Origin of the sequence: Gordonia hankookensis, assembly GCF_014673215.1 — a bacterium.
Lineage (GTDB): Bacteria > Actinomycetota > Actinomycetes > Mycobacteriales > Mycobacteriaceae > Gordonia > Gordonia hankookensis.
Genome location: NZ_JACWMS010000002.1, coordinates 828,433 through 843,707, shown reverse-complemented (window position 1 = coordinate 843,707; position 15,275 = coordinate 828,433). Strand labels below are relative to the sequence as shown.

The window sequence follows — 15,275 nt, the reverse complement described above, 5'->3', positions numbered from 1 at the left end:
GTATCGGCAACTCGGTGTTCCCAAATAGTGAGCCACGCCTCAGTGTGGTTGGCACCACACCAACAGGAGTTGCTGCGATGTCACCACTGAACGTTCTCGTCATCGGCGCCGGAGTCGCCGGGACCGCGACCGCGATCCTGCTCGCCGAGCGCGGGATCGACGTCGACCTCGTCGATGTCAAAGCAGATGTGTCGACCTCAGGGTCGGGGATCACGCTGCAGGGCAATGCCTTGCGCGTCCTCCGTGATCTGGGCGTCTGGGACGAGGCGAGTTCGCACGGCTACTGCTTCGACACAGTCGGCTTCCGTGCGCCCGACGGAACCCTGCTCGCAGAACTGCCCGATGCTCGCACCGGCGGCCAGGACCTGCCGGCGACCATGGGAATGCACAGGCCGACGCTTGCACGAATCCTGCTCGAGCGCGCGGCGTCGCTCGGAGTGAAGGCGCGGTTCGGTGTCTGCGTCCACGCACTCGACCACGACGACGCGGGTGTGACCGCCACCTTCGAGGACCAGACGACCGGCCGTTACGACCTCGTGGTCGGTGCCGATGGGCTCCGGTCCCGGACCAGGTCCCAGATCGGGATCGACGTCGGACCCGAGGGCACCGGCATGGGCATCTGGCGGGTCTTCGCACCGCGACCGGACACGGTGACCCGTACCGACCTGACGTACGGGGGCAGCTGCTACATCGCCGGATACTGCCCGACGGGCCGGGACACGTTGTACGCCTATCTGGTCGAAGATGCCCAGGACCGCAGTGCGCTGACACCGGACGAGGCGCTGGAGACGATGCGGACGTTGGCTGCCGACTATCACGGCCCCTGGGACGACATCCGCGATGGAATGACCGACTCCTCGCGCATCAACTACACCCGCTTCGAATCCCATGTGGTGGACGGCCCGTGGCATCGGGGTCGGGTCGTGCTCATCGGCGACGCCGCGCACAGCTGTCCGCCCACCCTGGCGCAAGGTGCGGCACAGGCATTGGAGGATGCGGCCGTGCTGGCCGACGTGGTCGCGAAGCACCACGACATCGACGATGCCATGTGGCAGGAGTTCACCGACCGCAGGCTCGAGCGCGCCAAGACCGTCGTCGATTCGTCGGTCCAACTCGGCCGCTGGATGCTCGACCACGAACAGGGCGACGTCCCCGGCCTCATGCACCGAATCAGCGAGATGCTCACCACCCCCGCCTGATTCACCTCTGCCGCCGACGATATGGAGATCATCATGACCACCGACACCATTCACGACCCCGACCCCGACGCGCCGGCCCAGTACGCGTTCACCCATCTGCGACACATCGGCCTCGCCGTACCCGACCACGACAAGCAGGTCGAGTTCTACACGCAGAACTGGGGCCTTTCCGAGGTCGGCACCGACGGTGACGTCACCTATCTGGCCGCTGCAGGCTCACCCGAGAGGTACGCGGTACGGGTTCGCCGATCCGCGGACAAGCGGCTCGACCTCATCGCCTTCGGTGCTGCCGACAACCAGGCCGTCGACGACCTCGCGGCACGCCTGGGCCGTTCGGGCGTCGACCTGATCGGTGAACCCGGCACGCTGCAGACACCCGGGGGTGGCTACGGCTTCCGCTTCTTCGACGTCGATGGCAGGACGATCGAGGTATCGGCGGATGTGGCTGTCCGTGAGCATCGCAAGATCGAAGCGGGCGAATCCATCCCGGTGAAACTGTCGCACGTCGTGATCAACACCCCGGATCCCGAGACGACGGTCGCATTTTACGAGCGCCACTTCGGATTCCGCGTGTCGGACATACTCATGCACCCTCGGATGGGCCGGATGATGTGGTTCCTGCGCACGAATGCCATGCATCATTCGCTCGCCATCGCGCGCGGACCGCACGTCGCTCTGCACCACGCGTCGTTCGAGTTGCGCGGCATCGACGAGTACCTGCGAGGTACCGGACGGCTGCTGCGGTCCGGGACCGAGAAGATCTGGGGCCCAGGACGACACATGGCAGGTAACAACACGTTCTCCTATTTCCTGGATCCCAACGGGAACACGATGGAGTACACCACCGAGCTCGAGGTTCTCGACGAGGACACCTGGCATCCCCACCTGCTCGATTTCACCCGGCCCGAGGTCGCCGACCAGTGGGGCACCGCGAATGCCATGAACGAATTCGTCGCGAGCCGGTCGTTCAACGATCCGGACAAGGGGCTGTTCGTGGCACCGCCGGTGTGACACGACACCTCGAGAACGACGTCAGAGAGAGGGCAACAGCATGAGATTCGCGACCGTCACCGTCGACGGCGACACGAGCGCCGCGGTGGTCACCGACGATGCCGTGTACCTGCTCGGTCGGGGCCGCCAGATGATCGATGTGATCGGGCAAGGCCTCGACGGTGCATTGGCCGAAGGTGCTCGCGCCATTGCGCGTGGCCGTCACATCGACCACTCGGACGTTGCGTTCGAGGCTCCCGTGCAACCGCCGAGCATCCGGGACTTCGTCGCGTTCGCCGAACACGTCGAAGGTGTCCGTGCATCCATGCAAGGTGCCGGCGGCGTACCTGAGGCCTGGTGTGACGCACCGCATTTCTACTTCACCAACCCGTATGCGGTGGTCGGGCCGGACGCGGTGGTCAGGGCGCCGGGTGGCTCCGGGCAACTCGACTTCGAGCTCGAGGTGGCAGCGGTCGTCGGCACCGCGGGCAGCGACGTCGCGGTCGGTGCGGCCGCCGAACTCATCTTCGGCTACACCATCCTGAACGACTGGTCGGCGCGGGACCTTCAGCGACGGGAGATGGAGATCGGACTCGGCCCGGCCAAGGGCAAGGATTTCGCGAACTCACTCGGCCCGGTCATCGTGACCGCCGACGAGTTCACCGATCGCGTCGACGGCGACGGGTTCCTGGAGCTCGCCTGCACCGTGTGCGTCAATGGCGAGGAGATCGGTTCCGACGTGACCACCAACATGGGCTGGTCGTTTGCGGCGATGGTGGCTTTCGCCTCGCGCGACAGCGCGGTGCGCCCCGGTGACGTGCTGGGCTCCGGGACCATCGGCAACGGGGGCTGCCTGGCCGAACTGTGGGGCCGCCGAGGCACTCTCGACCCGTCGCCGCTGCAGCGCGGTGACGTCGTCGAGCTGACTGTCGAGGGCATCGGAACCCTGCGCAACACCATCGGCTCGCCACGGCCGGCCGGTGTGCCGCTGCCGGCACCACGCACCACAGATCAGCAACGCCGTCGGTCCGAGCACGCCCGACGGTGATGACCACGACAGGAGGCACGACACGTGACCGCTGAGATCACCAGGCCGTCGTCGGCGGCCCCGGATCGAACCGACCCCGAGGGTGCGATCGCCGCCGCGGCCGCACGATGCTCGAACTGGGGCCGGTGGGGTGAGGACGATGTCCACGGCACCCTCAACCACATCACCGCCGCCGACCGCCTGCGGGCGGCGGGGTTGGTGCGAAGCGGGGAAACCCTCAGTCTTGCATTGCCGTTCGATATGGACGGACCGCAGAAGGGCTGGCGACGACGTACCAATCCGGTGCACACCATGCTCGACACCGGCATCGAGGCGGAGGCGGGGATACAGGGATTCCCACACGGCCTCGGTGGTGCCGACGACGTGGTCGCCATGCCGCTGCAATGCTCGACACAGTGGGATGGGCTCGGCCACATCTTCGATCACGGCCGGGCTTGGAACGGTAGGCGATCCGGTCAGGTGGTGACCTCCGAAGGCGATCGGGTCACCGGCATCGAGACCGCGGCCGGGCGCATGGTGGGCCGCGGAGTGCTCCTCGATGTCGGGCGGGAGATCGGCGACGACGGAGAACTTCCCGACGGCTTCGCGATCCTGCCCGAGCACCTGGACCGGACCATCGAGGCCCAGGGGCCGGATTCGGCGGTCGGGCGAGCAGACTTCGTCTGCGTGCGCACCGGGCAACTCGCCCGTGCGCTGCGCGACGGGTGGGGTGACTACGCCGGAGGCCCTGCTCCGGGTCTGTCGTTCACCACCGCGGATTGGCTGCACGAACACGATATCGCCGGGATTGCCACCGATACATGGGGATTCGAGGTGCGACCGAACGAGTTCGACGTCGCCTTCCAGCCGTTGCATCAGGTGGTGATCCCGCACATCGGGCTCTACATCGGCGAGATGTGGAACCTCGACGGACTCGCCGCCGCATGCCGGAAGGACGGTCGTTTCGAGTTCATGCTCGTCGCGCCGCCGTTGCCGATCACCGGCGCCGTCGGGTCACCGATCAATCCGATGGCCATCAGGTGAGACCACCTCCACAACAGCACTTTTCAGTACCACCTCCAGGAGTAGACGATGTTCGAATATTTCACCGGCAAGAATTACGTATGGAACTTCGCGGTGGTCGGCGCGCTCAACAGCGGCGGGCGGATCGACGAGGTGGACCGGGCCTGCCGCCCGCTCCGCGAGATCGCCAAGGGCAACGAGGACGTCGGCACCGTCGACTTCTTGAACTCATGGACGGCGATGGTCGATCAGTTGGTGTCCGCCGCCGACGACGACGCCAAGAAGGGGCACGCGCGCACGGCCGGGCAGGCGTATGTGCGGGCCGCCAACTACCTGATCACTGCGGAACGTATGCAGCAGGCGGGAACCCCGGAGCGGGAGGCAACCTATCAGCGGTGCCTGGATCTGATGGAACTCTCCTTCGAGCTGAACGACCCGCTGACACGTCGTGTGGCGATCCCGTTCCGCGACACCACGCTTCCGGCGTACTTCACCAGGCCCGCGACCACCGACGGCCGGCCGACCCCGGTCATGATCCAGTGGAACGGCCTGGACAGCACCAAGGAACACATGTACGTCTCGGAGCACAACCAGGAGTTGGCCGCCCGCGGCATCGCGACCCTGATGGTCGACACCCCGGGATCGGGTGAGGCACTACGCAAGCAGGGGCTCACCTCGCAGGTGAACACCGAGGAGTGGGCGGCGGCGTGCATCGATTTCCTGGAGGAGGACCCCGCCATCGACGCCTCGCGCATCGGTATCGTCGGCTGGTCGCTCGGTGGCTACTACGCGCCGCGTGCCGCCGCATTCGAGAAGCGACTCGCGCTGTGTGTCGCCTGGGGTGCCAACCACAACTGGGGGCAGGTGCAACGGCGCCGTGTCGAGCGTGAGGGCGAGCGCCCGGTGCCGCACTACTGGGATCACGTCTTGTGGGTCTGGGGCGAGACCGACCTCGATGCCTTCCTCGAGATGGCCGACGGTATCCACCTCGACGGTGTCGTCGAGAAGATCGACGTCCCCTTCCTGATCGCGCACGGCGCCAATGATCGACAGATCCCGGTTGAGTTGGCGCGACGCTCATTCGATCAGGCGACCAGCAGTCCCAAGCGTGAATTGCGCATCTTCACCGCGGATGAGGGAGGTGCCGAACACATCGGCCTCGACGATCTCGGCCATGTGAGCGACTTCGTCGCGAATTGGGTTGCCGACACGTTTGCCGAACTCGGCGCCGCGGAACGGTGACCGGGCGGGGCGTGGAGGTGAAAATCCTCTGACCGAAGCTCTTGCGCACTGCCTCCGAATCCTGTTAGACTTCGAACACACGTTCGAATTGTAGCGATCGGGGGGTCTGCCACATGGGCGAGTCCGACGCCGATCATGCGCCCACCGATGACGGTGGTGAGGTCGATGTGGCGGCGGTGGCGGATCAGTGGTTGCCGCACGGTCTGTTTCAGGAACATCATCCGCACACTCATGCCGAACTGATCGAGCGGCAGGCCGAGATGGCCGCGGCGGCGGGCGGTGAATTGCCAGGGGTCGGTGATGTGGCCGCGGGCAGTGATGTTGTCGAGCTCTACCGGGAGTTCCATTCTCTGCTCGACCGCATCGCCCGCGTCGACACCACCGGTTCGTCGCCTGCCGATCTGGTGGCGGTGGCCGCCGAACACGAACGCGCCGCCCGGCGGATGAGTTCGATCGGGCATCGTCGGATCATGGATGTCTCCGATCGTGACGCACACACCGCCGCCGGCTATCGATCGCTGCACAACTTCATGGCCGAACGGCTACGCATCGGCGACCTGCGCCACCGCAAAGAGCAGATGGCCGTGGTCTCGAGGATGTACAACCTGCAGGGCGAACCGCTGGCCCCGCGCTATCCCCGCACCGCCGCGGCCTTGGCCGAGGGGGCCATCGGACCCGACCACGTGCAGACCATCGTGAACACCATGAGACGCATCCCGGCCGCGGTGGCACCCGAGCTGGTCGAGGCGGCCGAAGCCAATCTGGCCTACTTCGCCCGCGACTTCTCGCCGGCAACACTCACCGACCTCGGCGCCCGCATCCTGGGCCACCTCGACCCCGACGGTGCCCTCACCGACCAGCGTGACCGCGCCCGCCAACGCCGCCTGCTGCTGAGCAAACAAGACGCCCAACAGATGAGCCGCCTGACCGCCACCCTCGACCCGACCACCCGCGCGATGTTCGACGTCGTGTTGGCCGCCTGGGCCGCACCCGGCATGAACAACCCCGACGACGACCGCTCACCCACCGGACAGCGCGAGCACGCCGACCCCGACACCCTCGCCGAGGCCGTCACCCGCGATGTCCGGACCCCCGAACAGCGCAACCACGACGCCTTCCGGGCCCTGCTCGACCACATCCTGAACAACGGCGGACTCGGCGACAGTCATCGCGGACTACCGCCACATCTGATCATCGCGATCACCGAGAGCGAACTGCGAGAACGGGCCGGCCTCGGCCACACCACCACCGGTGCAACACTGCCCATCGCTGACATCGTCGAACTCGCCGCCACCGCCGACCTGCACCTGGCGGTGTTCGCCGATCACACCCGCGAGATCCTGCACCTCGGCACCGCCAAACGATTGGCCGGGCGAGCCCAACGCTTCGCGCTCTTCGCCCGCGACGGCGCCCACTGCACACACCCCGACTGCGACATGCCCTTCAGTCACTCCGACATCCACCACGCCGAACAAGACTGGGCCGAAGGCGGCCGGACCGACATCGACGCCCTCGCCGCCGCCTGCCCCACCCACAACCGCATGGTCGGGCACAAACCAGGACAGTTCACCACGCACATCGTCGCCGACGGACCCGACGCCGGCCGACCCGCCTGGACCCGCAACACCGACGGCACCGGACCACCCAACCCGCCACGCATCAACCGGCGCAACCACATCGCCGACACCTTCCGACGCCACCTGAAAGACACCGGACTCGTCGGCGGCGACATTCCCACACGCCCGCAACAGGTCGCCTGGCCCGAGTACCGCTTCGCCGGCACGGTGCGGCTGCGCAGACTGGTGCGCGATGGGATCACGGTCGACATCCTCATGCCAGACGACTTCGACCTGGCCCGGTAGCTGTCGTCCGGGGGTCACCTGGACGGCGTCGCGCGCCCGATCGTTCATGACGGGTCGCGCAGGATCACCAACTCCTGCGTGGCCCGCGTCATCGCGACGTAGCGATCGACCGCCCCTGCGATGCCGCTCCCGAACCTCTCTGGATCGACGATGACGACGAGGTCGAACTCGAGGCCCTTCGCGTGTTCAGGTGTGAGTGAGCGTACTCGTGGCCGCTCGGTGAACGTGGGATCGCCGATGACGCAGACGGTTCCCTCGTCGTGCGCGGCCAGCCATCGATCGAGAATCGCGTCGCGGTCGGCGACGGGGCCCTCGATGACGGGGATGCCGCTGCGACGGATGGACGTGGGAACATTCGCGTCGGGGAGCTCCGCGCGGATGGCCGGTTCGGCGACCGCCATCACCTCCTCAGGCGTCCGATAGTTCACCGACAGGGACGCCATGGTGACCTCGCGGAGCCCGATCCGTTCGAGCCGATCCTGCCAGCTCTCGGTGAACCCGAGCCGCGCCTGGGCGCGGTCACCGACCACCGTGAGACTCCGGGAAGGGCAGCGGGACAGCAGCATCTGCCATTCCGCGTCGGTCAGCTCCTGGGCCTCGTCGACGATGATGTGGGCGAAGGGCCCGGCGAGCTCATCGGCATCCATTGTCGGAGAGGCAGTCTCATCCACCAGACTGTTGCGCATGTCCGCGCCCCGCAACATCGGCATCACCCCCTCGCCGTCGTCATGGGTGTGGGCGTCGAGAAGGTCGGTCACCACCTGATCCATTCGTTCCCGCTCGGCGGCCAGCACCGACTCCCGCCGCCGTCGACGGATCGAGGCCGTGGCATCGCCGAGACGCAGCCGTGCCGCGTCCAGGAGTGGCAGATCCGACCGCGTCCACGCGTTCGGAATCCGGCGCTGCAGTGTCCGCACCTGGCCGGGGGACAGATGGGGAGCGCACATGCGCAGGTAGGCGGGTACCGACCACAGGTCCCCGACGAGATCGGCCGCGTCGAGCATCGGCCAGGATCGGTTGAAGGTCGTGACGAGTTCATCGTTCTGCGCCAACGACTTACGCAGTCGTGGCTTGGGCACGTCGCCGCCGCTGTGCTTGTCGAGGATGATCGAGACCAGCGACTCCCACACCTCGTCGCGGGCCTCGTTGTGCGGAGTGCCCGGCTCGGGGGCTCCGAACGCCTCGGCCCAGTCGGGTGTGGTGACCCAGACCTCGGACCACGGTGTCTCGACCAGAAGGGGATCGGTGGGCGGCTCCTCGTAGAACCGGACAGCGGGTTCGATTGCCGCGACCATGTCCGCCGACGCCTTGAGACGGGCGACCTCGCGGTTCGTCTCATCAGACGCCGACCTGCCCTCGGGCAACAGATCACGCAGCGTGCAGGTCTGCACACTCTCCTCGCCGAGAGCAGGGAGCACATCCGCGACATAGGCGAGATAGGGCTCGTGCGGTCCGACGACGAGCACACCTCCCCGGTTGCCGGCGAAACGCGGATCCGCGTACAAGAGGTAGGCCGCCCGGTGCAGCGCGACGACCGTCTTTCCGGTTCCCGGGCCGCCGTCGACGACGAGCGCTCCACGCGAACTCGCGCGGATGATGGCGTCCTGGTCTGCGGCGATCGTGCCGAGTACGTCACGCATCCGGGGCGACCTGCTGGCGCCGAGGCCTGCGATGAACGCCGAGTCGTCATCGAGGACGACGTGGCCGTCGAGGCCTTCGGTGGAGAACACCTCGTCCCAGTAATCGCTGATCTTGCCGCGTGCCCACCGGTAGCGTCGGCGGCTCACCACACCCATTGGGTCGGCGTGGGTCGCGGCAAAGAACGGTGCCGCGGCGGGCGTGCGCCAGTCGATGAGCAGCTGACGGCCCGTCGCGTCGGTGAGGCCGATCCGGCCGATGTATCGCGGCTCGTCACCATCGACGATCACCCTGCCGAGGCAGAGGTCCAGGCTGTGACGGCGCAGTGTCCGCAACCGTTTGCCGAGTTCGTGCACCTCGAGGTCGCGGTCCAACGCCTGGCGGCCGTGACCTCCGGGTGCCTGACGCAGGACGTCGAGGCGTGCGGACAGGTCGGCCGTCGATTGCTCCAGGCTGCGTGACATCGCGGCGAAGTGCCGCTCGTCGTCGGCGATGAGTGTGGGTTCGGCTTTGGCAGGATGACGGGTCAGATCGAAGGCACTGGTGGTGCTGGGCGGCATGTGTGGCGGCTCCGGAGGTCGGTGAGACCGCCGCGGGGGAGCGTTGAATGGCAATTACCTTGTGTACGTGCGCATCTCGACACCGTCGACGGTGACGGCTTCTCCCGCTGCGGCGGATTCCATCTCCCCGGCAGGTGGGGAGGCAACCATTGTGCCCGCCACAGAGGCCCTTGCGGCAAGCCCGGGTCCGCGCTATAAGTTGAGAAGGGCGGAGGTGTTATTCCCGCCCTCCTCCTGTCGTCCGATTCCTGTCGCCCGATTCCTGTGGCCCGATCCCGATCAGATCGTGGTCCCGACGTCCTTGGCGACGATGTTGTCGAGCGCGCGCTCGGCGAGCGCCGCAATGGTCATCGACGGATTGCACGCGGCCGTGGTACCCGGAAGCAGTGCCCCGTCGATCACGTAGAGGCCACGCTGGCCGTGCACCCGGCCGTCGAGATCGCAGACCGATCCCATGCACGCACCGCCCAGGCTGTGCCAGGTGGTGTTGACGACCGCATTCGTGTCGATGAGCCGCCCGGTCGGGCCGGCGATGCGTGTGGCGGTGGGCTCGATGCTCTTGAGGTGGATGGTGGCATCGCCGTTCTTCGGCCACTTCAGGAAGGCGTCGCCCCGCCCCGAGTCGAAGGCGAAATGTCCGCGGTCTCGGCTGACGCCGTAGCCGACCATCATGGTGCTGTGTGCGTCGATGGGCATCGGTGGGATCGATGCCTGGATGACGGTGTGGGCTGTGCTCGCGTTCTTCCAGTTCAGCGATCCGTAGACCACCGGCCCGCCCTGTTGTGCGCCGAACCCGTCGGTGAGGCTGTTCCAGACGTAGATCCGGTCCGCGTTGGTGCCCCATCCGCGTCCGACGGCGTCGGGCAGATCGGGGATACCGCCGTTCGCGGCGGCTCGCACGAGCAGGCGGGTGGTGTGCACGCTGCCCGCGGCCATGACCAGGGTGGGGGTGGTGAGGATCTTCCGTTCGAGGACCTTGCCGGTGAGATCCGTGCGATCGACGTGAACCTGCCAGTGGCCGTTCGCCGCACGAGCCACATCGGTGACCTCATGCATCGTGGCGATCGTCAGCAGACCGGTCGCCTCGGCGGCTTTGATATAGGTGACGTCCACACTGTGTTTGCCGCCGTTGTTCACTCCCATGGCACCGTCGCCGTTGGTGTACGACGGCTTCATCTTGCCGTGGATCTCGGCGAGCGCGTAGTTCCAGTCGATCGGCATCGGGATCTTGGACACGGGAAGCCCTGCGCGGCGCGCATTTCGCGCGAACACCCGCGCGGCGCGATAGTTCTCGCTGCGGATCAAGGCGTCCGGCGCAGTCTCGATCTGCAGCATGCGGGCCACGCGCGGGTAGTACACCCGGTTCAGCGTCTGCCAGTCGAGTTGCTCGGGCAGATACTCGTTGAACACGTGCTCGGCCGGCTGCAGTGTCATCCCTTGGTAGACCAGCGATCCACCGCCGAGGCCTGCCGGGGCGAGTGCGGTCATGTTGTCTCCCACGACCGCGTCGACGAGACCCAGATAGGGCTCGAAGTCGAACTTTCTCCCGAGGATCTGGCCAGTCGACTTGTGCCACAGAAACCGCTTGTCCGGCGCGGTCGCATGCGGGAAGGTCTCCGCGTTGGGGCCCGTTCGCCAGCGCTTTCCGCGCTCCAGCATCAGGACCGGAACACCCGCCTCGGTGAGTCGCAGGGCGGTGACACCGCCACCGAAACCCGAACCGACCACGATCGCCCGATGATTCTCCCGCGTCAGCCGAACGCCACGGCCGGCGCCGGGTGCCGCCGTGGCCGTGGCAGGGAGCAGGCTCGCGGCCCCGGCCACGGCCGCGCCGGTGAGAAAGGAACGTCGGGTCACAGTCATCGGTGAAAACTCCTTGATCGCGCCAGGATGTGACGTCATGCGGGCAGAGTGGTCATGCGGGCAGAGTGAAGGGGCCGTTCCACCGTGTGGTGGTGGCCGACGGGTCTACGCCTGGGTGTGCCAAGGGCGGTTCGACGTTCCCGTGGCGATCCCGGCCATCCACGAACCGCGTTCGGCATCAGGACCGCGTGTGCCCCCCATGCGGATTCGTCTCGGCCGATCGTCTGTTGATCTCGCCCGGCACGGTGATGTCCTCCCCCTCCGCGACCGGCAATCCGCGACGACCAACCCGAAACATGATCAGTCATGTGACTGAGATAAAAAAGCCTTTGGGGCGATACTGTGACCCGGTTCACAGTTCGAACGAGCCCGGCAGCTGAGTCGTCAGGGATTCTTGGTGGGAGCGAGCCAGAGGCCGACGGCGGCGTCGATCAGGAGATCGCAGTGATCAGACCACCTGTCGGCGATGGTCGATGCTTCCGCAGGCGATTCCTCGATCGATCTCTCGATGTCGGCCAACGAATGGATGATCATGTTCTGGGACATGCTCACCCGCGCATCCATGACGCGTTTGGGGATCGTCGGAAGGACCCGATAGAACCCGGTCATCACCTCGGTGAGCGGGTGCGACACCGCGACGGACTCGTACAGCAGGTACCCGGTCTGCGGATCGGCCGCCATGTGCGCGCAGAACCGCGCGTAGTACGACGTGGCACCCAAGCTGACGAGGTGTTCGATCTCGGGGCGGATCAGGCATTCGATCCAGTCGCGAACGTCGGCGGCCTCGGCGAGATCGCCGAGTCGTTGGCCCCGGATCACGTCGATCCGAGCGTTGTGCGTCTCCAGGATTGCTCGGATCAGGCCTGTCTTGTCACCGAAGTGGTGCCCGACCGCATAGTTGTTGCCCTGCCCGGCGGCCTTGCTGATCTGTCGACTCGACACGGACGCGATCCCGTGCAGCGCGAACAACCGCTCGGCGGTCTCGAGTAACCGCTCCCGGGTCCGTGCCGTCTGGTCACTACGCGATACCACCACGAACATGATGATGCCTCATGTTCGGGGGGCGCTGTCGGCCGCGGGCCGTTCGCCCGCCGCGGTCCCGGCCACACCGTCGGCGATCAGGTGCATCGCCGCAGTGGTGGCGAGTGCACGGACCGCCGCACGATCGCCCGGGAACCGTCGGGTGACGGTCACCGTGGGCCGTCCGGCGATCGCGACACCGAAACAGACCATGCCGACCGGCTTGAGATCGGTGCCGCCGCCCGGGCCGGCAACGCCGGTCGTCGACACCGCCGTGTCGGCGTCGAGGCGACGCAGCGCACCCTCGGCCATCGCCGAGGCGACCTGTTCGCTGACGGCACCGTGCTCGGCGATCAGCGCGGCCGGGACGTCGAGGAGGCCGGTCTTTGCCTCATTCGCGTACGACACGACGCCGCCGACGACATACGCCGACGACCCGGACCGGTCGGTGAGCCGTGCTGCGATCATCCCCCCGGTGCAGGATTCCGCGGTCGCGATCCGGCGACCGGCGAGTGCGGTCGCCACCTGGTCGTCGATTGTCGCACCGTCGGTCGAGAAGACCTGTCGCGAGTGGCCTGTCCTGATCAGCTCCGCGAGCTCGGTGTAGGCGGGCGCGTGGTCGGCCGCGAACCGGGTGACCATCTCGACCTCTCCGTGCCGGAGACAGGTGGTGATCTCGAGTCCGTCGAACCCGGAGATCTGGTGCTGGGCGGTCCGCAGGGACTCGGCGAGCTCGGCTTCGGACAGTCCGTATGCGCGGATCGTCTCCTGCCTCAACTCGGTCCGTGCAGACAGCGCCGCGGTCACCGCGGCCGTCTGCAACGCATCGGCCCACATCGTCTGCAGCTCGCGTGGTGGACCGGGAAGTACCAGGATCGCCGGCCTTTCCGCACTACCTGCGATCGCGACCCCGGGGGCGGTTCCGGTCGGCGGAATCGATTGTGCGCCTTCGGGTACCAGGGCCTGCTTGCGAATCCCGGCGCGGGTCGGTCCGGACTCTGCGGCACCGGCGGGGAGACGCTGCCAGCGGCGGATGATCTCGGCGATGTGGGCCTCGAGTTCGGTGTCGACGGACAACTCGAGTCCGCAGAACTCGGCGACCGTCGCGACGGTGAGATCGTCGGCGGTCGGCCCGAGACCGCCGGTGGTGACGATGAGATCGAGCCGCTGATCCGCGAGGAAACGCAATTGCGCCATCAGATCGGCGGGGCGATCACCGCAGACCGTGATGTGCGCGACGTCGACACCCAGCGCCAGCAACCGGGTCGATACCCACGGGCCGTTCAGGTCCGTCACCCGGCCCGTCAGGACCTCGGTTCCCGTCACCAGTATTCCTGCGCGAACACTCACGTCACCGAGCCTACTGTCACGATCGCCTGCGGGCGGCCACAGCACCGCGGATCCTCACGGACGCTGGACCATCCGCAGTCACGTGCGCGACTGGGCTGGGCGTCCAACTCGTCGAACCGGGTGATCGTGCTCGGGGTGAACGACTCGAGGCGCTCGCCGAGCGCATCCCGGACGGCCGAGGGTGACAATCCCGACAACAACGCCGTGCCGTTCGGGCCGCGGTAACCGGGTTGCCGTGAATGGGCGGCAGTCAGAAACCGATCCGCTGGATGTAGTCGGTGATGCCGTCGACAGTGGCGAGCATCCGGGTGTCCCGATGGGGAATCCGGATGTCGAAGACCTCTTCGAGCTGGACGGTCAGGTCGACGGACGAGATCGAGTCGAGGCCGTACTCGGACAGTTGGGTGGTGGCGTCGAGTGCGGTAGGCGGTACCCCCAGCACGTCGGCGACCGCTTGTCGTACCAGGATCGAGACGAGTTCATTCGTCGTGAGTTCCGCTTCCATGCTGCCCTCCCCTGAGCACGTCGGAAAGTTGAGTCACTTGACTTACCGCCGACGATACTGGATCTGTGTGGCACGTCACAACCGGGTCGACGGTGCCGTGCCGATTCCGGTTGTCCGGCCGTGCGCACGACAGATCAGGCGAGGCCCCGCTGGGCGATCACCTCGAGCACCTCCAGGCGTGCGCGGTACGGTTCGGTGTCCCGCGGCCAGTGCACGATCACGTCGGTGAATCCGAGTTCTCCTGCCCGGCCGACGATTTCGTCGAACAGTCCGACGCTCTCCAGTGAGTTCCGGGGGGATGAGTCCACGCTGAGGTACCGGTCGACGGCTTTGCCATCGGGTCGATCGGCCACGGACTCCTCGAAGATCCGGCAACTACGTGCCACTCCGCCGAACCAGTCGTCGAGGTTGTCCGCACCCGCGCCGGTAGTCACCCATCCGTCTCCGTGTCGCGCTGCGAATCGGACCGAGCGGGGGCCGTTACCGGCCAGGATCAGCGGGATGCGATCGCGGACGGGACCGCCGACGAGTCGCATGTCCCGGACCGAGAAGAACTCGCCGTGGTCGCTGACATGATCGTCGGTCAGCATGCGGTCGAGGAGGCGGGTGAACTCCTGCAGCCGGTCGACCCGCTCGCGAACGGTGACGTCGGGTTGACCCAGGATCGTGTCGTCCGGTGACCCGCCCGCGCCGAGCCCGACCAGCAGGCGCCCATCGGAGATGTCGGCGACGGTCTGCACCTCACGCGCCAGCGACGCCGGATGCCGAAAGTTCGGGGACATCACGAAGGCGCCGAGGCCGATGCGGGACGTGACTGCGGCAGCGGCGGTCAGCGTCGGGATGCAGGAGAACCATTGCGAATCGGGCAGGCCACCCCACACGAGGTGGTCGTAGGTCCAGGCATGGTCGAAACCCATCTCCTCGGCACGCTGCCACCGGGGACGGGTGTGGCGCCAGGGCGCCTCGGGCAGGATGCAGATGCCGAATCGCATGGTC

At 66.9% G+C, this 15,275-nt stretch carries 12 protein-coding genes; 6 read left to right on the top strand and 6 right to left on the bottom strand.

The genetic code is table 11. From position 1 onward, the window contains the following. Nucleotides 1-77 precede the first annotated feature (77 nt). The 6 genes from IDF66_RS11160 to IDF66_RS11135 all read left to right on the top strand — a co-directional run bounded on the left by IDF66_RS11160 (nt 78) and on the right by IDF66_RS11135 (nt 7,343). Nucleotides 78-1,199 carry an FAD-dependent monooxygenase gene (locus IDF66_RS11160; protein ID WP_190266880.1) on the top strand — a complete coding sequence of 374 codons (1,122 nt, stop codon included), beginning with the start codon at nt 78-80 and terminating at the stop codon, nt 1,197-1,199. A 33-nt stretch (nt 1,200-1,232) separates the two neighbouring features. After that, nucleotides 1,233-2,210 carry a VOC family protein gene (locus IDF66_RS11155; RefSeq protein ID WP_190266879.1) on the top strand — a complete coding sequence of 326 codons (978 nt, stop codon included), beginning with the start codon at nt 1,233-1,235 and terminating at the stop codon, nt 2,208-2,210. A gap of 40 nt (nt 2,211-2,250) precedes the next feature. Then, on the top strand, nt 2,251-3,237 hold the full coding sequence (locus IDF66_RS11150) for a fumarylacetoacetate hydrolase family protein (protein WP_190266878.1): 987 nt from the start codon (nt 2,251-2,253) through the stop codon (nt 3,235-3,237). 24 nt (nt 3,238-3,261) lie between these two features. After that, nucleotides 3,262-4,260 carry a cyclase family protein gene (locus IDF66_RS11145; RefSeq protein ID WP_317628658.1) on the top strand — a complete coding sequence of 333 codons (999 nt, stop codon included), beginning with the start codon at nt 3,262-3,264 and terminating at the stop codon, nt 4,258-4,260. 48 nt (nt 4,261-4,308) lie between these two features. Further along, a complete protein-coding gene (locus IDF66_RS11140; protein WP_190266877.1) occupies nt 4,309-5,481 on the top strand; it encodes an alpha/beta hydrolase family protein in 1,173 nt (390 codons plus the stop codon). A 113-nt stretch (nt 5,482-5,594) separates the two neighbouring features. Continuing rightward, on the top strand, nt 5,595-7,343 hold the full coding sequence (locus IDF66_RS11135; RefSeq protein WP_223309417.1) for an HNH endonuclease: 1,749 nt from the start codon (nt 5,595-5,597) through the stop codon (nt 7,341-7,343). 44 nt (nt 7,344-7,387) lie between these two features. On the opposite strand, the gene helR is transcribed toward IDF66_RS11135, so the two are convergent. The 6 genes from helR to IDF66_RS11100 all read right to left on the bottom strand — a co-directional run bounded on the left by helR (nt 7,388) and on the right by IDF66_RS11100 (nt 15,271). After that, a complete protein-coding gene (gene helR, locus IDF66_RS11130) occupies nt 7,388-9,541 on the bottom strand; it encodes an RNA polymerase recycling motor ATPase HelR (protein ID WP_190266876.1) in 2,154 nt (717 codons plus the stop codon). A 279-nt stretch (nt 9,542-9,820) separates the two neighbouring features. Beyond that, complete coding sequence (locus IDF66_RS11125; RefSeq protein ID WP_190266875.1) at nt 9,821-11,404, bottom strand: GMC family oxidoreductase; 1,584 nt, start codon at nt 11,402-11,404, stop codon at nt 9,821-9,823. Nucleotides 11,405-11,788: 384 nt separating this feature from the next. After that, nucleotides 11,789-12,439, bottom strand: a complete 651-nt coding sequence (locus IDF66_RS11120) for a TetR/AcrR family transcriptional regulator (protein WP_190266874.1) — start codon at nt 12,437-12,439, stop codon at nt 11,789-11,791. Between the two features lie 15 nt (nt 12,440-12,454). After that, nucleotides 12,455-13,774, bottom strand: a complete 1,320-nt coding sequence (locus tag IDF66_RS11115; RefSeq protein WP_190266873.1) for a competence/damage-inducible protein A — start codon at nt 13,772-13,774, stop codon at nt 12,455-12,457. A 250-nt stretch (nt 13,775-14,024) separates the two neighbouring features. Continuing rightward, nucleotides 14,025-14,279, bottom strand: a complete 255-nt coding sequence (locus tag IDF66_RS11105; protein ID WP_190266871.1) for an acyl carrier protein — start codon at nt 14,277-14,279, stop codon at nt 14,025-14,027. 134 nt (nt 14,280-14,413) lie between these two features. Then, nucleotides 14,414-15,271 carry an LLM class flavin-dependent oxidoreductase gene (locus IDF66_RS11100; RefSeq protein WP_190266870.1) on the bottom strand — a complete coding sequence of 286 codons (858 nt, stop codon included), beginning with the start codon at nt 15,269-15,271 and terminating at the stop codon, nt 14,414-14,416. Between the last annotated feature and the right edge of the window lie 4 nt (nt 15,272-15,275).

What these genes read in the sequence shown, in the direction of transcription:
- IDF66_RS11140 (WP_190266877.1), top strand. Translation starts at nt 4,309, where the DNA reads ATGTTCGAATATTTCACCGGCAAGAATTACGTATGGAACTTCGCGGTG.
- IDF66_RS11150 (WP_190266878.1), top strand. Translation starts at nt 2,251, where the DNA reads ATGAGATTCGCGACCGTCACCGTCGACGGCGACACGAGCGCCGCGGTG.
- IDF66_RS11125 (WP_190266875.1), bottom strand. Translation starts at nt 11,404, where the DNA reads ATGACTGTGACCCGACGTTCCTTTCTCACCGGCGCGGCCGTGGCCGGG.
- IDF66_RS11155 (WP_190266879.1), top strand. Translation starts at nt 1,233, where the DNA reads ATGACCACCGACACCATTCACGACCCCGACCCCGACGCGCCGGCCCAG.
- IDF66_RS11135 (WP_223309417.1), top strand. Translation starts at nt 5,595, where the DNA reads ATGGGCGAGTCCGACGCCGATCATGCGCCCACCGATGACGGTGGTGAG.
- IDF66_RS11160 (WP_190266880.1), top strand. Translation starts at nt 78, where the DNA reads ATGTCACCACTGAACGTTCTCGTCATCGGCGCCGGAGTCGCCGGGACC.
- IDF66_RS11100 (WP_190266870.1), bottom strand. Translation starts at nt 15,271, where the DNA reads ATGCGATTCGGCATCTGCATCCTGCCCGAGGCGCCCTGGCGCCACACC.
- IDF66_RS11105 (WP_190266871.1), bottom strand. Translation starts at nt 14,279, where the DNA reads ATGGAAGCGGAACTCACGACGAATGAACTCGTCTCGATCCTGGTACGA.
- helR (WP_190266876.1), bottom strand. Translation starts at nt 9,541, where the DNA reads ATGCCGCCCAGCACCACCAGTGCCTTCGATCTGACCCGTCATCCTGCC.